Origin of the sequence: Bradyrhizobium sp. LB11.1 (assembly GCF_040549385.1) — a bacterium.
Classification (GTDB): Bacteria; Pseudomonadota; Alphaproteobacteria; order Rhizobiales; family Xanthobacteraceae; genus Bradyrhizobium.
The window spans coordinates 666,754-687,261 of record NZ_JBEPTH010000001.1; the positions used below are offsets into that span (position 1 = coordinate 666,754).

General features: G+C 61.8%; 19 protein-coding genes. 6 read left to right on the forward strand and 13 right to left on the reverse strand.

Annotation, left to right across the window (positions count from 1 at the left end; genetic code table 11):
• Window positions 1–523: 523 nt before the first annotated feature.
• From ABIA96_RS03045 to ABIA96_RS03080, 8 genes are all read right to left on the reverse strand, one after another.
• Window positions 524–2,605, reverse strand: a complete 2,082-nt coding sequence (locus tag ABIA96_RS03045) for a hypothetical protein (RefSeq protein WP_354135527.1) — start codon at window positions 2,603–2,605, stop codon at window positions 524–526.
• Window positions 2,606–2,802: 197 nt separating this feature from the next.
• Window positions 2,803–3,408 carry a hypothetical protein gene (locus ABIA96_RS03050; protein ID WP_354135528.1) on the reverse strand — a complete coding sequence of 202 codons (606 nt, stop codon included), beginning with the start codon at window positions 3,406–3,408 and terminating at the stop codon, window positions 2,803–2,805.
• Window positions 3,405–4,172, reverse strand: a complete 768-nt coding sequence (locus ABIA96_RS03055; protein ID WP_354135529.1) for an HK97 family phage prohead protease — start codon at window positions 4,170–4,172, stop codon at window positions 3,405–3,407. The genes ABIA96_RS03050 and ABIA96_RS03055 overlap by 4 nt, the downstream gene beginning before the upstream one ends.
• Window positions 4,173–4,180: 8 nt before the next feature.
• Window positions 4,181–5,164, reverse strand: coding sequence for a hypothetical protein (locus ABIA96_RS03060; protein ID WP_354135530.1), 984 nt, complete (start codon window positions 5,162–5,164; stop codon window positions 4,181–4,183).
• A 459-nt stretch (window positions 5,165–5,623) separates the two neighbouring features.
• Window positions 5,624–6,178 carry a hypothetical protein gene (locus ABIA96_RS03065; protein WP_354135531.1) on the reverse strand — a complete coding sequence of 185 codons (555 nt, stop codon included), beginning with the start codon at window positions 6,176–6,178 and terminating at the stop codon, window positions 5,624–5,626.
• A 97-nt stretch (window positions 6,179–6,275) separates the two neighbouring features.
• Entirely contained in the window at window positions 6,276–6,593 is a 318-nt protein-coding gene (locus ABIA96_RS03070; protein WP_354135532.1) for a helix-turn-helix domain-containing protein, read from the reverse strand.
• A 283-nt stretch (window positions 6,594–6,876) separates the two neighbouring features.
• Window positions 6,877–7,893 (reverse strand): hypothetical protein, encoded by a 1,017-nt coding sequence (locus ABIA96_RS03075; RefSeq protein WP_354135533.1) that lies wholly within the window; start codon window positions 7,891–7,893, stop codon window positions 6,877–6,879.
• A gap of 50 nt (window positions 7,894–7,943) precedes the next feature.
• A complete protein-coding gene (locus ABIA96_RS03080; RefSeq protein WP_354135534.1) occupies window positions 7,944–8,180 on the reverse strand; it encodes a hypothetical protein in 237 nt (78 codons plus the stop codon).
• Between the two features lie 841 nt (window positions 8,181–9,021).
• Between ABIA96_RS03080 and ABIA96_RS03085 the strand changes: the two genes are divergently transcribed.
• Window positions 9,022–10,710, forward strand: coding sequence for a recombinase family protein (locus tag ABIA96_RS03085; protein ID WP_354135535.1), 1,689 nt, complete (start codon window positions 9,022–9,024; stop codon window positions 10,708–10,710).
• 198 nt (window positions 10,711–10,908) lie between these two features.
• On the opposite strand, the gene ABIA96_RS03090 is transcribed toward ABIA96_RS03085, so the two are convergent.
• Both ABIA96_RS03090 and ABIA96_RS03095 read right to left on the reverse strand, forming a co-directional pair.
• A complete protein-coding gene (locus ABIA96_RS03090; protein WP_354135536.1) occupies window positions 10,909–11,676 on the reverse strand; it encodes a tRNA1(Val) (adenine(37)-N6)-methyltransferase in 768 nt (255 codons plus the stop codon).
• The gene (locus tag ABIA96_RS03095) at window positions 11,669–11,896 is read right to left on the reverse strand and encodes a putative signal transducing protein (RefSeq protein ID WP_027529147.1); all 228 of its coding nucleotides are present in this window, start codon (window positions 11,894–11,896) and stop codon (window positions 11,669–11,671) included. The genes ABIA96_RS03090 and ABIA96_RS03095 overlap by 8 nt, the downstream gene beginning before the upstream one ends.
• Before the next feature lie 130 nt (window positions 11,897–12,026).
• Between ABIA96_RS03095 and ABIA96_RS03100 the strand changes: the two genes are divergently transcribed.
• From ABIA96_RS03100 to ABIA96_RS03115, 4 genes are all read left to right on the forward strand, one after another.
• The gene (locus tag ABIA96_RS03100; protein WP_354135537.1) at window positions 12,027–13,034 is read left to right on the forward strand and encodes a polyprenyl synthetase family protein; all 1,008 of its coding nucleotides are present in this window, start codon (window positions 12,027–12,029) and stop codon (window positions 13,032–13,034) included.
• A 482-nt stretch (window positions 13,035–13,516) separates the two neighbouring features.
• The gene (locus ABIA96_RS03105; protein WP_354135538.1) at window positions 13,517–14,032 is read left to right on the forward strand and encodes a winged helix-turn-helix transcriptional regulator; all 516 of its coding nucleotides are present in this window, start codon (window positions 13,517–13,519) and stop codon (window positions 14,030–14,032) included.
• 1 nt (window position 14,033) lies between these two features.
• Window positions 14,034–15,296 carry a beta-ketoacyl-ACP synthase II gene (fabF, locus tag ABIA96_RS03110; RefSeq protein ID WP_354135539.1) on the forward strand — a complete coding sequence of 421 codons (1,263 nt, stop codon included), beginning with the start codon at window positions 14,034–14,036 and terminating at the stop codon, window positions 15,294–15,296.
• Window positions 15,297–15,340: 44 nt separating this feature from the next.
• Window positions 15,341–15,973, forward strand: coding sequence for a LysE family translocator (locus ABIA96_RS03115; protein ID WP_354135540.1), 633 nt, complete (start codon window positions 15,341–15,343; stop codon window positions 15,971–15,973).
• A gap of 61 nt (window positions 15,974–16,034) precedes the next feature.
• On the opposite strand, the gene ABIA96_RS03120 is transcribed toward ABIA96_RS03115, so the two are convergent.
• Window positions 16,035–16,304, reverse strand: a complete 270-nt coding sequence (locus ABIA96_RS03120) for a hypothetical protein (RefSeq protein WP_354135541.1) — start codon at window positions 16,302–16,304, stop codon at window positions 16,035–16,037.
• 424 nt (window positions 16,305–16,728) lie between these two features.
• Here ABIA96_RS03120 and ABIA96_RS03125 point away from each other — a divergent pair, with 424 nt between their 5' ends.
• Window positions 16,729–17,598, forward strand: a complete 870-nt coding sequence (locus ABIA96_RS03125) for an alpha/beta fold hydrolase (RefSeq protein ID WP_354135542.1) — start codon at window positions 16,729–16,731, stop codon at window positions 17,596–17,598.
• A 95-nt stretch (window positions 17,599–17,693) separates the two neighbouring features.
• Here the strand turns inward: ABIA96_RS03125 and ABIA96_RS03130 are convergent, their stop codons facing one another.
• Both ABIA96_RS03130 and ABIA96_RS03135 read right to left on the reverse strand, forming a co-directional pair.
• A complete protein-coding gene (locus ABIA96_RS03130; RefSeq protein WP_354135543.1) occupies window positions 17,694–18,578 on the reverse strand; it encodes a 4-(cytidine 5'-diphospho)-2-C-methyl-D-erythritol kinase in 885 nt (294 codons plus the stop codon).
• 28 nt (window positions 18,579–18,606) lie between these two features.
• Window positions 18,607–20,403: a tetratricopeptide repeat protein gene (locus ABIA96_RS03135; RefSeq protein ID WP_354135544.1), complete on the reverse strand. Its 1,797-nt coding sequence runs from the start codon at window positions 20,401–20,403 to the stop codon at window positions 18,607–18,609.
• Window positions 20,404–20,508 lie beyond the last annotated feature (105 nt).

Sequence of the window (20,508 nt, forward strand, 5' to 3'; positions counted from 1 at the left end):
GACACGCGACGAAAGCAGCGGCGGAAAAAACCCAAGACTTCCAACGAAGCGCGCGGCGGGAGATGTGTCGCGGCTGGGGCACAAATATTTCCAGTGTCAAGCCGCTTAGTAGCGGAGCGGCAGGCCGAGCGCTGCAATAGGCCGCCCGTGACTCTGGGAAGGCCGCTGATGCGCGTTTCCTCTACCGCACTAAACCCCTGCACATCGGAGCCCAACGCTTGGGTGCCGCTTTCTGAGTCAAGACGAGCTAATGCACGCGGTCCGCGGGCGGACACTCGTGCGGCCCCTCGTGATCGAGCACAGCTCCAAGGTCGAAGATATCCAAGAAGCCGGAACAATCGGGGCAACGGCGATATCGAGTCGCTTCCGTGAGAGGCGTTCCTTCGACCTGCTTCCCCATGATTGTGCCCCGGGGAACGATCCGGGATGGTTCGTCGTCGTGCATTGCTTAGCCACCTTTGTAAGACGGCCCCGGCGCTGAGCCGGGGCCTATTCGTGACGACAGAGTACATCCGTCCGCCGCTCACGCATCTCCATCAGCCATGGGCATCGCCCGGCCGCGGTTGAGTTTGATGCTCTTGAACATGCCGTTCGCAGTCGCGCTCGTGCGAGTGCCGCGCGGAGCGCCGTTCATGTCAATGCGAACATGCGCGTCGCCCGTCAGCTTGCCGTCGAGGCTGCTACGCTGGCCCAAGAGGTTCTTGTGGCGAATGTGATCACGGAGAGCCGCACGAACACCATGCTGAGCAGATGCCTCAGCCACGCCATTCATGAGGCTTTCGCGGAAGCGACGAGCGCCACCATGACCACCGGGACCACCACCCCAATCGTTGAAGATGTTTCCGCCGCCGAAGTCCTTGTAACCGCCGCGCCACCTTCCGTTGGGGTCTGTTTTCATTCCCTGATCGGTAGCCCCCTCAAGATCGTTCGATCCGTAGGCATTGGTGATTGCCTTATCCAGCTTCGCCTTGAGAGCGGGGTCTCGGTTTACCTGTGCAATCCTTGAAGCGAGTTGTCCGCGGTTGATAGGACCATAAAAGCCGGAGTGCAGCATCCCGAGAACGGATTTGGTGTTACCACCCATCGTTCGCTCATAGTCCAAGCGATTGAATAGGCTCTCCATCGTGTGCTTCGGAGTGCCTTCGGAAAGCAGCATGCCTCGCACCTCATTCATGGCGCGAGGATTGTTTTTCAGCTCATCCATGATCGGCTTACGCCGAGCTTGCAGGTATTGAGAGCCACCAGAGGTGCCAGCATCAAGGCCACCGACGCCCTTGAAGGCATTGCTGCCTTCCGGAGGTGCGCCGGGTATATCAGCGCCGCTGTTCTGTAGGACACGGAAGCCACCGCCGTTATGGAAGCCACCGTTAATGCCTGCGCCGCGAGCACCGCCCCCGCCGCTCCCACCGAAGCCGTCGCCGAATGAAGCGTTCTGGAAACCTCCAGTGCTGCCTCCGCTCTTGCCTGAAATATACTCGCGGAAAGCGTCGAGGACGCCATCCTTGACCGCATCAGAGAGAGCGCTTTTGCCGCGCCTATCGTCGTCGAGGCCGAAGGCGGTTGGCTTGTATCCAGATCGTGGATTGTGGTTCGGCGTGCCATGGAGCATGTCATGCAGCGCCTCGCCGGGCGTTTTCTTCAAGAGCGGGATGTTGGGGCCATCCCAGATCGTCTTGAGGATTTTGAAGAGCGCTTCCGCGTCCTTGAGTTCCTGCCGGAGATCGTCGCTCATGACCTTGCTGAGGTCTTTGACGAACCCGGTGATCTGCTTAATGCCGTCAGCGGACTCAGTGCCGAAAGCGTTCACCAGATCGACTTGGATACCCGTGATGGTCACGTCCAGATCGGTGAAGGCGTCATCGAGTTCTTTCAGCACCTTCATGTTGGTCGGATGTTGACGCTCAAAGTCGAAGCCCTTTTCGAAGGCTTCCTTGATTTCCGCTGCGCTCTTGGAGGCGAGTTCAACGGGGATACCGAGCGTCGCCATCCACTTCCGCTTCTGATCCATGGAGAAATTCTGCTTGCTCATGAACGAGAACAACCGCTCCATCTGATCTTCACGTCCGTGAGCCCCGCGAAGCGCCTCATTGAGCGACGTGCCCATATTCGAGAACGCGCCGTTCATGCGGTTGATTTCGTCGGGAGCGCCGCGCGTGAGCTTGTCGAGATGCTCACCGAGTTCGCCGACGCTCTGCCGCGCCCGGTCGGGCGAGAGGCCGAGGTTCTCGAAGGCGATGCCCAACGCAGTGACATAGCCTGCCGACGTGCCGGCACGCTTCGCTGCGTCATTGATCTTGTTGAACGACTCTCCGGCCTCGCGCATCGTGTCGATGAACTTGGCAAGACCTTCTCCGACGCCGAAGGTGGCGATGCCGAGCGCACCCAGCGCCGGGATCACGGCGTCGGTAATGCCCTCTTTGACCTTCATCAGGCGCTCGTGGAGTTCCTTCTGATGCTTGGTGTGCTCGCGCGCTTCCTTGGCGGCTTCGCGCTGGTTCTTCCGGAGCTCTTGGAAGGTTTCCTTGTAGTTTTTCTGCATCTGCTTGAGCTTCGATGCCGTTTGGTCATCGAGCTCTGCTCGCAGGCGCATTGTGTCGTCAGACATGGCTTCTATCCGTTACTTTTGTATGATCGTGACCACCGCAGTTAGACCATGGGCCGCGCTGCAGCTCGGCAGCGACCGAGCTGCGACTCGACGAGGCAGACGCGCTGGCGGCGCGTGTCCAAACACCGCCAGCGCACCACCCACCAATCACGCGCTCTGCGAAAACAGGAAATCAGAGCGCGGCTCGGACAACGACACTATGTTGCTTCCACAGATGCTTCGGTCTTATGAGATGGATTAAACAGCGCTGCATCAGCTCGCTCGCCTGTTAACGCCTCGTCCACGGGGGACTTGCTATTCATCTCGACAATGCATTTTTCGATGAGCTCAAGTGCTGCCATGCCTTCCACGGTACGACACCGAATGAGCTTCGAAGCCATCGCAACAAGGACAGGATAGTATTGCCGAAGTACGTGCTCGGCCTCTATTTCAGCTGCCGCGACCAATAAATCCAACGCTTGATCATTCGTGGCAAAGAAACCGGCGGTCCGGTATGATTTCTCCCTGTCGCTGCCTCTAAGCGTCTTCGGACAATAGGAATGGAGCCGTTCGGCTACTGCCCCGGCTACATCCTCCACCATCCGCGCAAATGGGTCATCGTTCCAATCCTCGTCGAGTGGATCGCCGTACAGAACGTGCCCTTTAGTTGCTTCACCGTCATCGAAGACTTTGTCCTCAATGCTAATGGCTATGATCGACCTGCCGTTGTACCAGCCAACGATTGCATGTCCGGCCTCGTGGGCGGCAATTCTGAAATCCTCCTCCGCAGTCCGCCCTTTCGCGAGTTCGATGCCCCCGATCATTTCACCCCCCGACGCGCACGATCATCCTTGATCAGAATTCGCCGCAGCCAGAGATCGTCGAGTCGATTTGCGCGCTGAGCTTTTTTCTCACGGCACAATCCGTCCAGCATCAACCTGCGAACGCGGGCTTTAATCTCCGCCGCGTCAACCGTTTCCTCATCTTGGCCGCGCCGCTCGTATGGCGTCATGCGCAGCGCTGCGTTATCGAGTTCTGACGCAAGAGACCTGATCGAAGCGCTTGCGTCTGCCGGCACAGAGACCAACGAGGCCTCTAGCAGCTCCCAACGTGAGGCGATGAAAGTCAGATTGTCGTCGAGTGAGATGCGGGTGGTTTCAGGGTCGATGATCTTGCCATCCGCGTCCTTGATCCGCCACTCGCTGACGACATATCCTGCGCTAATTCCGGCGATCTCGCCGCGCTCGACCATGCCCATCGCCATCCGGCCGCGCTCGGTCTCGTTGAACACGATCTTGCCCATCAGCGCGCCGCGTGAAAACCACGTCTGAGTGAAGCGGCCAAGATGGTTATCTATGCCGTTCTGATTGTGCGAGTCCAACAGCGGAATACCACCGGACTTCATGCGGGAGAGATCGACGGCCTTCGCGCTGATCTCAAGTTCCTCTGTGCCATAGAAGCGTTTCACCGGACTTCCCATCGAGATCACGCAATGCACGCTCCGCTCCTCCCGGTTGAACGTGGAGGGCTGAGGTGCGGTATCGACCTTGCGGGTCTGTTGATCGTAAATGCGTTTGTCGATTTTCATTTCTGTACTCAATTGACTTCCGCCGTGCCGACGAGAGTCGGACCCCGGTCGATGTGTTCAATAGGAGCGGCCAATTCGCGCCGCTCGGAGGGCGCGAGTTCGGGCGCTGCGAGCGTCGCGGCGCTTTCCTCGATAGCTGCCTCCTTCATCGCCGCTTGCTTCGCTTCTTCGGCCATTTTGTCCAGTGCAACGCAATCCGCGATCCTCGGCAGATCGCGAGATCGACGCGGGTTGTTAGAAAGCGCGGCGGCCTCAAAATGCCCGGGGGGCAGTGCGGCGCGGATCGCCACCGCATGTTCAGCAAGCGCCGCGGGCAGCACTACCGGCCAACCCTTCGCGGCAACGCGAGTATTGTCACCTTCGGACCAACAGATGGGTTTCATCGCAACCAAGCCTGCGACTTCTGGTGCTCGCTTCATATTAGATGCAGGTGCCGGTTCTTGCGCGGCAAGCTTTCTGGGCGCGCGGCCGGACAGCACCTCACTTGCGTGATGCCGTATCATGTTCGTAATGAGCGCGGTTGCCTGCGGAAATTCGGCGGCAAGCCTGCGTGTGAGAACGTTTGTCTGAGCGGCGTCGATCACCGTTGGTACAATGGGGTCAGTAGCATCAGCAAATGCGCTGAGCGCTTTGATCAGGCTTACCGCTGCGTCGTTGACGTTCGCTTCGTGCTTCGCAAGCTGCGCAACAGTCGTCTCACGGGCCTTGCGATCCTCGGCCACAGCATGCTCGGCATCCATGCGGCCAATCTCCGCGTCAAGCCGCGCAATAGCGTCGGCAGTAGCGGTGGCGTCACGTTCGGCATTGACAAGCTCGGCCTGTGCCTTCGTTACGGTCGCGCGTTCCGCGTTGTCAATCAACAGCGCGGCGATCTTATCCTGAGCCGATAAGATATTGTTCTGAGCGTCAGTGTGCCGCTCGGACAGCGCGGCTCTACGGCCACGCAGAGTTGCAACGCCGGTCGTCGCCTTCTTGAAAAATGAAAGAGCCATTTCAGCCTCCATAGCTTTCAGAGAAGCCTTGGATGATTAGGGCTTCTCGGTCGGTTGTTCGGTGATTATGTGACTATTCCGGTTTGGTTTGCTCGCGGGTCGCCGAAGTTGCGCTTTCCGCAAAATCCGCAAGCCCCTATTGTCACTTGCGTTTGCGGGTGATCTCGTCGCCCTATGTGAGGTCAGCTCCCGCTGATAATGCCCCAGCTCCTTGCCGGGATTTAGCCAAGCTCGCGACCTTGATCGCGAGAGCCCCCTGAGTGCCACAACGCGGGATTTCACCGTGACGTTGACATTGCGCACAGGCCGTTCACCAACCGGATAAGGTAGAGCCTGATTTGCTGCGTGGTCACTGCGCCGCAAGCGGGAGTTGGGCTTCTCTGTATTTCCCAACATGCGGACTCTACCCGGCCAACCCCGCGTCTTTCAATGATCGGACCGCGCATTTGCGCGCATCCGTCAGCTCCGCTTCAATTGCGCCATCGTGATCTTGAACAAATTAACGGGAGCCACGCCTTGCCCGACGAGAAACTGATCGACGCTACTCTTCGAGCAGTACCAAATTCCTTTCGCCCCTACCGGCCAGCACACGAAGTCGTGGGGCTCGCCGCGCTGCCTCGCGGCGTAGGCGTCGCGGCACTTCCTGCGGACATTATCGTTTCTGAAACGCGCCGGAAAGGCTGCTCGGGCCTTCCACGTATCAACACTATCGACAAGAACGTTGAACCTCTGCCTTTCGATCTCAGCGCTGAGCGCATTGACGGTAGAGTGCAGGGGAGACGACGGCGCTCGCGGTGGATAGCCTTCGAGATTAGCGATCCTTGCGTGCGACTTGACGATTTCCCGGATCATGAACCCGAAGGCGCGTTCGTCGTTCGGCTCAAACACCTGATCGAGGCTGTAGATTTTGATACCGTCAACGATGGCGATGGGCTCGCGCACTTCCTCCGGTCCGGTGACGGTCGTCTTGGGTTCGTCGTTGACGAACCCTGCGGCTTTCGATGATGTCTTCATTGCTTTCCCCTGCGAATGCCGCTCAGTCGGCCAGCGCGTGGCCGTGGTGCGTTCGCTGATCTCTGCGGTCCATCTCGCGCCGCATGCTATGGTCCTCTCAGCGGGCGGCCCGCTGTAGGCACGCAAGGAGGTCGGCCGGGTTGATGCTTATGGCGGGCTCTTCCGACAGCGTGTTTGGCACATGCTCATCACCGTCGTCGAACCCGAGCGAGAGAGTTGGGGGTACGACCGGGTTGCTGCGATAGAGCTCGTCCACCGAATTGAGATCGCATCGCACGAGGCGGCCGATCCGGGCAGCGAAGATTTTGCCGCTCTGGATGAGCTCCCAAGTTTTCGTCTTGCCCAGCCGCGCGTACCGAGCGGCCTCGGCGACGCTCGCCCAGCGAGGCGACAGTGAACGTTGCTGATTTGTCATTTGAGCCTGCCGTCCTATCGTTACTGTTCGGCGTGGAACGCCGCGTGCCGTGAATTTCGCAAAGTGGTGGACCCCCCTCAAAAAATGTCAGGGCTAGATATATTGCGAGCTTGCGCGTGACCCGACCCGGCAGGCCAAAGGGACCCACTATTTGCGTAATAGAGGGGCTCTCTTAGCTGCCGATCTTCACCCGCTACCGCGCTCCCTGTCGTCACTCGGCGGTGATGCGAGGCATTGCGGGTCGATTGGCGAGTAGTCGGTCACGTCAAGCTAGGCTTGCACTTCAATGTACCGGCGCAGGGCGCTTGTATCCATCGACTAGACGCCAAAGCCGCTCTTCGAGTGGGTGATTATCACTCATCGTGAACTCAGCGAGGTACTCGAAGATTTCTTCCGGGTCGTTCACGGCATTGAGAGCGACGGTGAACGCATCGAAAGTTTCGGTCCAATTGCTTTTTACGGGATGCATGGCGATGGCCTGCTCGATGCGTCCAATCATGATCGCGTCGATCTTGACGGCGGTCTCGTCAGAGACCGCCGCATCGAAATCGCCATCGAATGGAGATGCGATGAAGGGTGTATATGTGAGACCTTCCCTCGTCTCTTCCGTAAAGGGGGGCGCTGTTACTGTGACAGCGCCCCCATAGGAAGGGGTATATGGTTTATTACAATAGAACTGTGCCGCGGGCGGCGCTTTGGAACCTACTTCCCGCGCCTCATAGTCAGGTGGCCCTTGACCATTTTCGCCTGAGAGGGCCGCGGGCGGCACTTTATTTGGTTCATCGTCATTCGAGAGTGCCGCGGGCGCTACTTTGCTGCTTTGTGAGAGAGCCGCGGGCGACACTTTGCGATCCCGCTTTGGCACCCATCCCCGCCGCTCAATGGTCACCTGCCAATCCTCGTCGGTGACGCCTGTCGGCAAGTAGACGGCGGTGCAGTCGTATCCGCGACCCTTCCTACCGGGCTTCACGATCACGACGAGCCCCAACTCCGCGAGTTCTGTGATGCCGTTCCTGACACGGCTCTTCGAGCATCCTGAGCGGTCTGCAATCCCATCCAAGCTGATAGTTGCGGTGCCATCGAGCTTGTCCACTACCTGACTGATGGCGAAGGCGACGGCTTTAGCGTTCGAGCTGCATTCCCTGAGGCGGTGTACACGGTCGAGCCATACGGTAATTGCGCGCTCCGACTCGTCGCGCAGCGTCGAGAGTTTTATCTTGGATAGTCTTTCAGCATTGGAGCCGATGAGACTCGGTGCATCTTCGTGCACTCCGAGTGCGGCGCTTGTATTAGCGTGCATTGAGAGTTTTCTTTCTCCTTCGCATGCGCCAACATGCGATTTGTCATTGATTAGGCGTTGAGCCAAGCGCGGGCCGCGGTCTCATTGTTCAGTGCCCAGCTTTCAATTGCCTCGGCGAGACCGTGCGGAAGGCCTTCGGCCCGCGCGATCTTCACGGAGCCGACTTGGAGCCTGACCGCGTCGGGATTGAGTTGCGGGTCCTCCCGGAGCCGAGCGGCGACGAGTGCGTTCTCTTGATCGAGCGCCGCGATAGCGAGCGCGACCTGATGAATTAGCGGGTTGGTCATGGACGATCCTAGGCGGCTAGAGAAGGAATGTTGTTTCGGGCGTGCTCGCCCATCATCAGCGCCATGAGCCTAAATGGCGGACAACATCCATGCGTCCCCCGGTACGGCGATCAAGCCGTCCTGTGAGCGGGTGCCCGACCGCGCAGCCAGATGACTGAGCCGGGTACAGTTCTGAGATGTTGGATTGGTTCGACGTCGCCACCCGTTGCTATGACGGGCTGGGGAATTTCTAAGGCGACCCCCACGAAGCAATGATGCTTAAATAGTAAATCTCGATGTCAAGTAGAACCGACAATTTGGAATATCGAGAGTCGCGTTCATGCAGAAACGAATAGCTGCTTGACATGAGATCGCTCGAAGGACGCAGTTCTTAACGGGGACGCTGAGCGTCGCGGGCGCGGCAGCGTTCGCGCGATTGTTCAGCGGTGGCCTAGATGCAGGCCAAGTCGGCGCTACAGATCAACGACAGCGTGTCCCGCCCTAACGGAGACTCGCAGAGATAGGAGGTCGAGTTGGGGATAAACGGGATGAGGCGGCCGAATTGCGTCTTGAGACTTGAGGTCGAGAGGCGACACACCTAATTTCATTTATGTCCACGGGTGCCGAAGCAAAAATCCCTACCCCGAGTCGAGATGACGAAGGCCACGGCAATGGATCACCGCTTCAAAACCCGGGATATCCATGCCTTTCAAACAGCGGGCCGTCATTCGGCCTTTCGATCAGTCAGACCCTCGCAGCATGCGGCATCCGAGTCACAAGAGTATGTGGATTGCTTTTGCTGAGGAGCTTGGCCGGCTCGAAGCCCGCGAGATGATTAGGCTGCAGCGCGAAGGTGGCAGGAATGACAACGCGGCACACACCTCCTCAGATTAAGAAGGTCGCGCTCTACGCGAGGTTTAGCAGCGACCTCCAGAAGGATCGCTCCATTGAAGATCAATTCTCTGAGCTTGAACGTGCTGCTAAGCGGCTCGGCCTGCAGACCGATAAGCGCTTCTACTTCGCTGATCGCGGAGTTTCCGCATCGTCCCTTTTTGACCGCCCCGGATTGACGCGCGATCTCATCGGTGCAGCACAGCGCCGCGAGTTCGATGCGGTTCTCGTCGAGGCCACAGATCGTCTCTCGCGCGACCGAGCTGATCTGTTCTGGCTCGCCAAGCGCTTCACTTTCCACAACATCACACTATTCACACCCACGGGCGAAGTCTCGGATATGCAGTTGACCTTCGACGGTCACAGCAATGAGGACTTCATCCGGAAGCTCGCCGTGCGCGTGAAGCGCGGCCACGACTCGATCACTCGCGAGGGGAAGATCGCCGGCTCGAAATGCTACGGCTACGACTTGGTGCCGGGCAAGCCGGGCGAGCGCAAGATCAATGAAGCCGAAGCGGCTATCGTGCGTCGCATCTTCACCGAGTATGCGGGTGGGCTGACCCCGAGGAAGATCGTCCAAGGCCTTCGCCGCGATGGCGTCGTCTCACCGACCGGCAAGGCTGTATGGAATTGGCAGGGCATCCTTGGTTCGGCTAAGGCGGCAACCGGCTCCGGCATCCTGCACCGTGACCTGTACCGGGGGAAGATCGTCCGCAACCGCACCAACCACGTCAAGAACCCGGATAACGGCCGGCGCGTCATTCGCCTCGCCAATCCGGAGGACGTGATCGTGGTGGATGCGCCAGCCCTCAGGATCGTTAGCGATGAACTTTGGAACGCTGTCCATGCAGTGCGCCAGAAGCGCAGCGCCCAAATGAACCCAAGCGGTGTCGTCACTATGACGCTTGGAGTGCCCCGCAAACATCACCTCCTCGCCGGCATCGTCAAGTGCGCTACGTGCGCGGGGCTGATGACCATTGCGTCGTCGTCGCGGGGCGGTCAGATCGGCTGCTCGAACGCCCGCTACCGCGGAACCTGCGATCATTCCAAATTGTACGATCTCACCACCATCACCACTGAGGTGGTGGACAAGATGGATAAGGAGCTCACCAATCCGGAATTTCTCAAGGCGCGTGTAAGGGCGCGGGCTCTCGAACTCGCTAAGGCTGAGCGCGACGAGGGCTCTGAACGGCAGGCCGTGCAGCGCCAGCTTGACCGCCTCAACGTCCAGATCGCCCGACTCGTGGATGTGCTCGCCGATGGCGATCTCCCGGTGGCCGAGGTCAAGGAGAAGATCAAGGCCAAGGAGATCGAGCGCGTGAGCCTCAACGAGCGGATGCGGCTGCTCGGCAACAGCAACGTCACCACGCTCCCCAGCGCCGTCATGAATACCTTCACCAAGAGCGTCGAGTCTCTCGCCTCGCTCCTGCGGGAGACCCCAAATGATCCGGCTTGCCGGCTGGCGTTTGGGAACGTGATCGATACGGTGCTCGTGCATCCAACCCCGAAAAAAGCCCCCTATGACCTGAGCATGTACGCCCGGGTCTCGGCCGTGAGCAATTTGAACCTCTTCCCGGAAGCCCGTTCTCACGAGAAAATCGTGCAACAAGAAGGAGTTAGGGGATTAATCGCTACCGTCAACACCGTTACCTCTGATTAACCAATTCTTATCACGCGACTGTCATTGCAGGTGCCTGGAACGTGTTTTGCAGAATCCCCGTTGGGAAGCTGCAATAAGGCAGCGGAGGAAGCGACATGAAAGTCTATCTGCTGTTGATACTGATTGGCGCGCTGTTCACGGCAATCCGCTTTACGTCCCAGCCGGAACAGCAGTCGGAAACGCTTCCCCAGTAAGCCGTCACGGCTCGGCCAGCGGCAAGACCGCTCTCCCCTCCAGAATATTCCGCACCTCTTTTTTAGGCACGTGTGACTCGTCATTGAGCATGAGGCCCGGCAGCAATCGGAGCGGCGCCCGACCGCCCTTGACTGCGCGCACCAGCACACGGATCGCAGGCCGCTCAGCTTCGCCATGAACCGGCAGGACCGACACGCTGCCGAAGCCACGTGTCAGCGCGGCCAAAACCTCCGCGACGCCATCCGCGCGCCAGACCAGGGTCAGCACACCGTTCGATCGGAGGATGCGCCGCGCTGCATGCACCCACGCATTTAGCGTCTCCTCGGTCGCGACATGCGCGGTGTGGCGCGCCTGATCCGGTGAGCCGCGGTGCCGCGTGGAATCGTTGAAGGGCGGGTTCATCAACACGCAGTCCGCACTGTCGGGCATGAGCCCATCTGCCGCAAAAGTCTGCGCATCCGCCGTGACGTCGAGCTCAATCACCTCCGCTGCAATCGCGTTCGCGGTTGCATTGACGCGCGCGAGCCCGGCCAGTTCCGGATCAATCTCGACGAGGCAAAGATCGATTCCGGCCACGCGCCGCGCCAGCGCCAGCCCGGCCGTGCCGACACCGGCGCCGAGATCGACCACACGGTCGCCGGCGCGGGCCTCCGTCGCGGCCGCAAGCAATATGGCGTCGTGCCCGGCGCGGTGGCCGGATCGCTTCTGCCTCAGGAGCAGCTGCCCGCCGAGAAAGGCGTCCTCGGTGAGATCTGTGACGACGTCAATCATCGCCGCGCAGTTCGTGGCTGAGCCCGGCCTCGGTCAGGAGCTGCCGGGCCTCGATGGCGTCGTCCTCATGGACCAGGATTCGACGCGGCAGGACGCCGAGCGAGCCCTCGATGATGCTCATGTTCTGGTCCAACACCAGATGATGGATGTTGGCGCCGTCGAGCAGCGCGCCGATCGCCGACACCAGCACGATATCGTTGGTCCGAACCAGTTCACGCAAAACGAGCCTCCTGCCTGAAAGGGGTCAAAGCGGCAAATGTCAATGGTTCCACAGGCCTTGCCGCATCCCCGTCCAGTTTCTATTGTCTTTCATCAGAATAGCCCCTCCGGGGCAAATATTGGAGACCGGCGTGGCCGTCATCGTACCTTTCGAAACTCCCGGCGCGTCGATCGAAGAGCTGGTTGCCCTTGTCGCCGGTGACATGGAGCGCGTCAACGCCACGATCCTGTCGCGGACCGGGTCGGACGTGACCATGATCCCGGAGGTCGCCAACCACCTGATCTCCTCCGGAGGAAAAAGGCTGCGGCCGATGCTGACGCTCGCCATGGCGAACCTCGCCGGCTACACCGGCGACGGCCACATCAAGCTCGCCGCCTCCGTCGAGTTCATGCACACCGCCACCCTCCTCCACGACGACGTCGTCGACGAGAGCGAGATGCGCCGCGGAAAACTCTCGGCGCGCATGCTCTGGGGCAACGAGGCGAGCGTGCTGGTCGGCGACTTCCTGCTCGGCCAAGCCTTCCGCATGATGGTCGAGGTCGGCTCGCTGCGCGCGCTCGACATCCTCTCTGCTGCCGCCGCCACCATCGCCGAAGGCGAGGTGATGCAGTTGGCCGCCGCCAAGAACACCGCGACGACAGAAGACGAATATCTCGCCGTGATCCGCGGCAAGACCGCCGAGTTGTTCGCAGCCGCCTGCGAAGTCGGGCCCGTGATCGCCAACCGCCCGAAAGCGGAGCAGACCGCCTGCCGCTCGGTCGGCATGAATCTCGGCATCGCCTTCCAGCTTGTCGACGACGTGCTCGACTATGGTGGCAAGAGCGCGAAGCTCGGCAAGAACACCGGCGACGACTTCCGCGAGGGCAAGATCACGCTGCCAGTGGTGCTCGCCTTCCGCCGCGGTAACGATACCGAGCGCGCCTTCTGGATCAAGGCGCTGGAGCGCGGCGAGATCGGCGACACCGACCTCGATCATGCCCTCGGCCTGATGAACAAGCACCGCGCGCTCGAGGACACAATCAGCCGCGCCCACCACTACGGCGCCATGGCGGTCGACGCGCTGGCGCTGTTCCCATCCTCGCCAATGAAGAGCGCGCTGGAGCAGGTGGTGGCATTCTGTCTGGCACGGTCGCATTAGGCGGAAGGGCTCGCGCACTTTCAGCTCCTGCGCTGCAGTTAGCCCCGTCATCCTGAGGCGCGAGTGGCGCGATGCGTTGCATCGCGCCGGGAGCCTCGAAGGATGGACGGCCGAGCCGGGCCGTCGCCCTTCGAGGCTCGCTGCGCTCGCGCCTCAGGGTGACGGGGATAGATATACGCACGCTGCTCCCTCCCCGTCATTGCGAGCGCAGCGAAGCAATCCAGAATCCCTCCATGGAAACAGCCTGGATTGCTTCGCTGCGCTCGCAATGACGGAGTGTGGCGCGACGACCCCGCTCCCTCGGGTGCCCCGGACGCGCTGCAGCGTGAAACGCTGCTGCGCAGAGCCGGGACCCACGCAACGCACACAGCTCGCAGCAACATGGGCCCCGCAGCGCACCGCCAACAGGCGCTGCGCAGCGTCCGGGGCACGAGTCCATCCAGTAACTTGCATTTTGCAAGTTACTCACCTACCTTTCGACCATGCGGCCCAAATCCCCCTCGATCCTGGAATGCCCGGTTGGCCGCGCCGTCGAGACGGTCGGCGAGTGGTGGAGCATCCTGATCCTGCGGGATGCGTTTCAGGGGTCAACGCGGTTTGACGAATTCGAGCGCAGTCTCGGCATCGCGCCGAACATCCTGTCGCGGCGCCTTTCCCATCTCACCAAGACCGGCATGTTCGTCCGCCGCCGCTACAATGAACGGCCGCCGCGTTACGAATATGTGTTGACGGACAAGGCGCGGGATTTCTTCCCCGTGATCGCCACGCTGCTCGCCTGGGGCAACAAGCATCTCGCGCCGAAGGGCGAAGCCATCCTGCTGGCGAACCGGGACGATCGTCGTCCGCTCGATCCGGTCGTGGTCGACGCCGCCGACATGCAACCGATCACGCTCGGCAACGCGGTGGTGATCGCAGGCCCCGGCGCGAGCCGCCTGATGCGGCGGCGGCTCACTTCGCTCAAAGCCATGAACCCGGCCGTCGCGCCGGCTGGAGACTGACATGCGTCGTATTGTCGTGACGGGAATGGGCGCGGTGTCGCCGCTCGGCTGTGGTGTCGAATTGTCCTGGCGCCGGCTGCTCGCCGGTCAGAGTGGCCTGCGTCCCCTGCCCGAATGGGCGCAGGCGCTGCCGGCACGGATTGCCGGTCTCGTGCCCGACAAGGCCGGTGATGCGGACGGCGGCTTTGATCCGGCCGCGGCGGCTGCGCCAAAAGATCAGCGCAAGATGGACCGCTTCATCCTGTTCGCGCTGCTCGCCACCGCAGAGGCAGTCGCGCAGGCCAAATGGACGCCGCAGGATGCGGCGGCACTGGAGCGCACCGCGACGATCATCGCCTCCGGCGTCGGCGGCTTCCCGGCCATGGCGGAGGCCGTGCGCATCACCGAGCATCGCGGCGCGCGCCGGCTGTCGCCTTTCACGATTCCCTCGTTCCTCGCCAATCTCGCCGCCGGAAACGTCTCGATCAAATACGGCTACAAGGGCGCGCTGGGCACGCCGGTCACGGCGTGCGCGGCCGGCGTGCAGGCGATCGGCGATGCCGCGCGCATGATCCGCGCCGGCGAAGTCGATGTCGCGATCTGCGGCGGTGCGGAGGCCTGCATCGATATCGTCAGCCTCGGCGGTTTCGCGGCGGCACGCGCACTGTCGAGCTCCTTCAACGACGAGCCGGCCCGCGCCTCGCGCCCGTTCGATCGCGACCGCGACGGTTTTGTCATGGGCGAAGGCGCCGGCATTCTGGTGATCGAGGAGCTGGAACATGCGCTCGCGCGCGGCGCGGCGCCGATCGCCGAGATCGTCGGATATGGAACCACCGCGGACGCCTATCACATGACGTCGGGGCCGCCCGATGGCGACGGCGCCCGCCGCGCCATGGAGATCGCACTTCGGCAGGCAAACCTTGCGCCGGCGGATCTGCAACATCTCAACGCGCATGCGACCTCGACGCCGGCCGGCGACGAGAGCGAGCTCGGCGCGATCGCAGCACTGTTCGGCCGCACCAATTCCATCGCAGTGAGTGCGACCAAATCGGCCACCGGTCATCTGCTCGGCGCGGCCGGCGGGCTGGAAGCGATCTTCACCGTCCTCGCTTTGCGCGACCAGATGGCACCGCCGACGCTTAATTTTGAAAACCCCGATCCCGGCGCTGAAGGCATCGACATCGTCTCAGGCAACGCGCGGCCGATGCCGATGCAGCATGCGATATCCAATGGCTTCGGCTTCGGCGGGGTGAATGCCAGCGCGATCTTCCGCCGCATGGGCTAGACGACGGGCCTTGCAATCGCAGCACGCCGCGCTACGACAACAGGATGATTGGTACGAATTTCTGGCTGTTCCTGGTCGCAGCTTGTCTCATCGCAGCCATTCCCGGCCCCGGCATCTTCTATGTCGCAGCACGAACCCTGTCGGAAGGGCGCGCCAGCGGCTTTGCCTCGACCGCGGGCACGGCACTGGGCGGCCTGGTTCATGTGATCGCGGGCAGCCTCGGCATCTCCGCGATCATCCTGGCCAGCGCCGAGCTGTTTGCGGCGGTGAAATTCGTCGGAGCGCTCTATCTGGTCTGGCTCGGCATCAAGACTTTTCGTAGCGCCGGCCGGACGCTGTCGCTCGCGTGCGAGCCCGTCGGCGACAAGCGCGCGTTCCGTGACGGCGTGCTGGTCGAGGCGCTGAATCCGAAGACCGCCGCGTTCTTCCTCGCCTTCATTCCGCAATTCCTCGATCCCGCGGGAGCGAGCCCCACGCTGCAATTCATCGTGCTCGGCGCCATCTCGGTGACATTGAACACGTTCGCCGATGTCGTCGTGGTGCTGTTGGCGTCCGCGACACGTACGCAGCTGATCGGACGTCCGCGCCTGATGCGTCGCCTCACGCAAGGCTCCGGCGTCTTCATCGCCGGCCTCGGCCTCTCGCTCGCGCTGGCGCGCCGACCGATGCAGGGCTAGCTCGCGTCATTCCAGACAAGCATCAGCAAAAAGAAAGGGGCCGAAGCCCCCTTCTCGGATTTCACCACTGATGCCAATGATGCCAATGGTGCCAGCCATAGCCGCCGCCCCAATGACGGTGCCAGCCATAACCACGCCAATAATGCGGGTGATAGTAGCCGCCCCCGCCATAATGGCGGTGCCAGCAATGGCCCCATTCGTTGCAGATGTAACCGGCGGGAACGACGCCCGACGCACTGGGGACATCGATCGGCTGGGCCGATGCCGCTCCGGTGGACAAAGCAACACCACCGAGAGCGGCGAGACCGACAAACGCAGAAACGAGTTTCATGATTTTCACCTCCTAACGTTCGTTGGAGGCGGTGAACGACGAACGCGTTCGGTGTCTTACGAAGGTTTAACGCCGATGAACAAGCTGTCCAATCTGTCATGACTTGCCGATATGTAACGCGCGCGATTCGAACGAAGCATCGCCGGAAGCTCACCCATTGATGTTGCGATGGAGGGTCCGATGAAGATGATGTCCTGGTCGCGTTACCATCTCCTGCCAAATTCGCTGTCGCGTGCCGCACGTCGCTGTCGCGCTGCGAAGCTGCTCAAGATCCGGCAACGCGATCGCTCGGCGCATCAACGAACGCCCAACGTTGGTCCGCCACCGAAGCCAGCATGACCGCCCGATTGCTTGTCGAATGGCCGGCAGCAGGCTACTCCAGTCCTGCTGCCGTCTCGTCCGGCATTCCAGGGATCACTGCCCGATGCTCGCCCCGCAAAGTCGCTATTACGAGTCCCACGGCCTGCGGCTGCATTATGCCGATTGGGGCAATGAGAGCGCGCCACCACTCATCCTGGTCCATGGCGGCCGCGATCACTGCCGGAGCTGGGATGCCATCGCCCGCTCGTTGCAGCCGCACTTCCATGTGATCGCGCCCGACCTGCGCGGCCACGGCGATTCCGACTGGACCAAGGGCGGCAGCTACGCGCTGACCGAGTATGTCTACGATCTCGCCCAGCTTGTCCGTGCCATGGCGGCGTCTCACGTGATTCTCATCGGCCATTCGATGGGTGGCATGGTGAGCCTGATCTTTTCAGGGTCATTCCCCGAGCAGGTCTCGAAGCTCGTCGTCCTCGACGGCGTGACCATGCTGCCCAATTCATCCAAGCCGCCGACGCATGAGCGCATCGGCAAATGGGTCGGACAACTCGACAGGCTGCACGACCGAACGCCGCGCCGCTATTCGACCCTCGAAGACGCGGCCGCACAAATGGTGCTTCACAACAAGCGCCTCTCCCGCGACCTCGCGCTGCACCTTGCCACGCACGGCGCGCGCCGGAACGAGGATGGCACCTATAGCTGGAAGTTCGATCCCTACCAGCGCGCCTCCGCGCCGCACCGGCTCTGGCCTGACGACCACGTCGCGCTGTGGTCGCGCATCGCTTGCCCCACGCTGCTGCTCAATGCCGGCGAAAGCTTTCTCGCCGGCGCCAGGGCCGCAGGCCTGGAGCGCTATTTCCCGCAGGCGCGCATCGAGACCATCGCCGGCGCCGGACACTGGCTGCAGCATGACAAGCCGGAAGAGGTGCTGGGTGAGATTCGACGGTTTCTCGGGCTGGGCGAGCTCTCGTAGGGTGGGCAAAGGCGCGAAGCGCCGTGCCCACCATGCATCCAGATCGTGCGAGAGAAGTGGTGGGCGCGCTGCGCTTTGCCCACCCTTGTAGTGCCTTAGCTCAACGTCCCCGCATGCACCCACCAGCCGGGACGATCCCTGCGGATCTTCTCAGCAGCGGCATGCGCCTCCGCGGACGCGCCGTAGATCGCGAAGCACGTCGCGCCTGAGCCTGACATCCGCGCCAGCTTGACGCCAACAGAATCACGCAAGGCTTCCAGCACCTCGCCGATGACAGGTTCGATGCGCAGCGCAGGGGCTTCGAGATCATTGGCGACAGTTTCGAGAACATCGACCCAATCGGCAATCGACCCGCCCTCTTCCGGCCAGGCCGGAGCTTCAAGCACATCAGTCGCGCCGACCAGCAATTCGCCGTTGCGCAAGCCCAGTGCCTTGAACACGTCCTTGGTCGCGACCGGCACGCGCGGATTGACCATCACGCAGGGCATGCTGGGCAACGCCAGCGGCAGCAACTGCTCACCGATCCCGGTCATGTCGCATGCGCGCGAGAACAGGCACACCGGCACGTCGGCGCCGGTCGCAAGCGCAACCTCCCGCAGGCGCGGATCATCGAGCGACAGATTGTTGAGACGCGCGAGCAGGCGCAGCGCCGCCGCAGCATCGGCCGAACCGCCGCCAATACCGGCTGCAACCGGCAAGACCTTGTCGAGCGCGAAGGCGCCGAGCTTCAAATTCGGCACCGCTTCGGCCAACAGTTTTGCGGCCTTGAACACGAGATTGTCCGAGGTCTCACCACAGGCCGACGCGAGCGGCCCCGTGGTCGCAAGCCTGAGCTCACCACCCGGCTCCAGCGTCAGCCGGTCGGCACAATCGGCAAACGCAACCACGCTTTCGAGATCATGATAGCCGTCAGCACGACGGCCGACCACGCGAAGGCTCAGATTGACCTTCGCGCGCCCCTCTTCAACCAGCGCCGACATCGGCGATACGCCCCCGGAACTCACCCAATCAGCCGCCCTTGTCGTCGTCCTTCTTCTTGTCCGCCTGCGCGGCCGAAGAGTTCGAATTGTCATCCGTCATGCCGTTGGCGATCTTGGCCTCGATCTTCGGCAGATCGTCCGGCTCGGGCTTGAGATCGCGGGCATGTGCCCACTGGAATTTTGCTTCCAGCGCGCGGCCGACTCGCCAATAGGCGTCGCCGAGATGGTCGTTGATGGTGGGATCCTCGGGCTTGAGGTCGATCGCGCGTTCGAGGTTCTTCACCGCCTCTTCGTAATTGCCGATGCGGTAGTAGGCCCAGCCGAGGGAGTCGACGATGTAGCCGTCGTCGGGACGCTGCTCGACGGCACGCTTGATCATCTTCATGCCTTCGTCGAGGTTCACGCCCTGGTCGATCCAGGAATAGCCGAGATAGTTCAGGACATGCGGCTGATCGGGCTGGAGCTCGAGCGCCTTCTTCATGTCGGCCTCGGCCTTGGCCCATTCTTTGGTGCGCTCCTCGCAGATGCCGCGATAATAGTACCAGACGCTGTTGGCCTTGTCGTTGCCGGCCGGCAATACGTCGATGCCGCGCGAATAGGTCGCACCGCAGTCGCCGAACTTCTTGCGGCCGCGCTCGAGATTGCCGAGCGCCATGATGGCTTCGAGATCCTTGGAGTCCTCGGAGGTCACGCTCTTGAGAATCTTGATCGCCTCGTCGGTGCGATCGGCGGAATCCAGATCGATGGCGAGCTGAATCTGCGCGTTGCGCTTCAAGGGCGAACTCGACGGCACGCGCTCATAGATCTTGATCGCCATCTGCGGCCGCTTCACCGATTCGTAGAGGTCGGCGAGCGAGAGCAAGGCCAGCGGATGACTGGGCTGGAGATAGAGCGCGAGCTGGAGATAAACCAGCGCGAGATCTTCGCCGCCGCGGCGGGTCAGCGTGGCGCCGATGCCGTAGAGTGCCTCGGCCGCGCCGGCCTGTGCGGAATCGACCAGCGACGGCAGCTTCTTGCCGGCCTTGGTCTCTCGCAGGCCCTCCATGATCAGCGGATGACGGGCGAGCTTCTTGTCGAAGGCTTCATAGATCGCGGTCGCCGACGCCGCGTCCTTGTTGCGCGACAGCCAGCGCGCATAGGCCTCGCTGACGCGCAGCATGGAATCGTCGAGCTTGTAGGCGCGCTCGAAGCGGGCGCCTGCGTCCTTCTCCTTGCCGGCATTCTCGAGGATCATGCCGGCGTGCAGGTCCTTGAACAGCGGATACCATTCCGGGCCCGCCAGCTTGTCGATGGTGGCGACCGCGCCCTTGGCATCGCCGGCACCATAAGCGGCCCAGCCGGACAGCAGCGTGGCGACGAGATCGGTGATGGGTCCGCGAATCGACTGGTTGATGTTGCTTTGCGCGCTCGAATATTTCTTCAGCTTCAAATCATGCACGCCGACCACGAGGCGCGCGACGCGATTGGTCTTGTCGATGGTGAGGATGCGTTCGGCGAGCTTGACCGCTTCCTCGATGTCGCCATCGTCGACCGAGGAGATGAAGGCGCGGTCGAGCAGCTCATTGTTCTTGGGATCAGTCCGCAGCGCGGAGCGGTAGAAGGTGGAGGCTGAGGTCGCGTCGCGCTCGACGCTGGCGTGACGGGCGGCGAGATAGCTGCCGGCGGTGGTGAGCGACTTCAGATCGGTTCGGGTGGGAAACTGCGCCGCCGTGTCGGCCGGATGATCCGGCGTCTGCGCCAGCACCGCGCCGGGAACCGCCACGAGCGCAGAGCCGGCAAGGGCGATGGCAGCAACAGTCCAGCGGTTGAAACGATTTGAAAACATCAGGGCTCGCCTTGAGTTGGTGGTGCCTGGGTTTGGAGCAAAAGGCCGTCTCGCACGCGAACGCGGCCGGCGACAAGGGACCCGGAACCGTCGGGTCCGGACAAT

Excerpts from the sequence above, each read along its gene's own strand:
- ABIA96_RS03135 (WP_354135544.1), bottom strand. The coding sequence starts at position 20,403 with ATGTTTTCAAATCGTTTCAACCGCTGGACTGTTGCTGCCATCGCCCTT.
- ABIA96_RS03090 (WP_354135536.1), bottom strand. The coding sequence starts at position 11,676 with ATGATTGACGTCGTCACAGATCTCACCGAGGACGCCTTTCTCGGCGGG.
- ABIA96_RS03125 (WP_354135542.1), top strand. The coding sequence starts at position 16,729 with ATGCTCGCCCCGCAAAGTCGCTATTACGAGTCCCACGGCCTGCGGCTG.
- ABIA96_RS03085 (WP_354135535.1), top strand. The coding sequence starts at position 9,022 with ATGACAACGCGGCACACACCTCCTCAGATTAAGAAGGTCGCGCTCTAC.
- ABIA96_RS03055 (WP_354135529.1), bottom strand. The coding sequence starts at position 4,172 with ATGAAAATCGACAAACGCATTTACGATCAACAGACCCGCAAGGTCGAT.
- ABIA96_RS03115 (WP_354135540.1), top strand. The coding sequence starts at position 15,341 with ATGATTGGTACGAATTTCTGGCTGTTCCTGGTCGCAGCTTGTCTCATC.
- ABIA96_RS03050 (WP_354135528.1), bottom strand. The coding sequence starts at position 3,408 with ATGATCGGGGGCATCGAACTCGCGAAAGGGCGGACTGCGGAGGAGGAT.
- ABIA96_RS03060 (WP_354135530.1), bottom strand. The coding sequence starts at position 5,164 with ATGGCTCTTTCATTTTTCAAGAAGGCGACGACCGGCGTTGCAACTCTG.
- ABIA96_RS03075 (WP_354135533.1), bottom strand. The coding sequence starts at position 7,893 with ATGCACGCTAATACAAGCGCCGCACTCGGAGTGCACGAAGATGCACCG.
- ABIA96_RS03065 (WP_354135531.1), bottom strand. The coding sequence starts at position 6,178 with ATGAAGACATCATCGAAAGCCGCAGGGTTCGTCAACGACGAACCCAAG.
- fabF (WP_354135539.1), top strand. The coding sequence starts at position 14,034 with ATGCGTCGTATTGTCGTGACGGGAATGGGCGCGGTGTCGCCGCTCGGC.
- ABIA96_RS03045 (WP_354135527.1), bottom strand. The coding sequence starts at position 2,605 with ATGTCTGACGACACAATGCGCCTGCGAGCAGAGCTCGATGACCAAACG.
- ABIA96_RS03120 (WP_354135541.1), bottom strand. The coding sequence starts at position 16,304 with ATGAAACTCGTTTCTGCGTTTGTCGGTCTCGCCGCTCTCGGTGGTGTT.
- ABIA96_RS03070 (WP_354135532.1), bottom strand. The coding sequence starts at position 6,593 with ATGACAAATCAGCAACGTTCACTGTCGCCTCGCTGGGCGAGCGTCGCC.
- ABIA96_RS03105 (WP_354135538.1), top strand. The coding sequence starts at position 13,517 with ATGCGGCCCAAATCCCCCTCGATCCTGGAATGCCCGGTTGGCCGCGCC.
- ABIA96_RS03080 (WP_354135534.1), bottom strand. The coding sequence starts at position 8,180 with ATGACCAACCCGCTAATTCATCAGGTCGCGCTCGCTATCGCGGCGCTC.
- ABIA96_RS03130 (WP_354135543.1), bottom strand. The coding sequence starts at position 18,578 with ATGTCGGCGCTGGTTGAAGAGGGGCGCGCGAAGGTCAATCTGAGCCTT.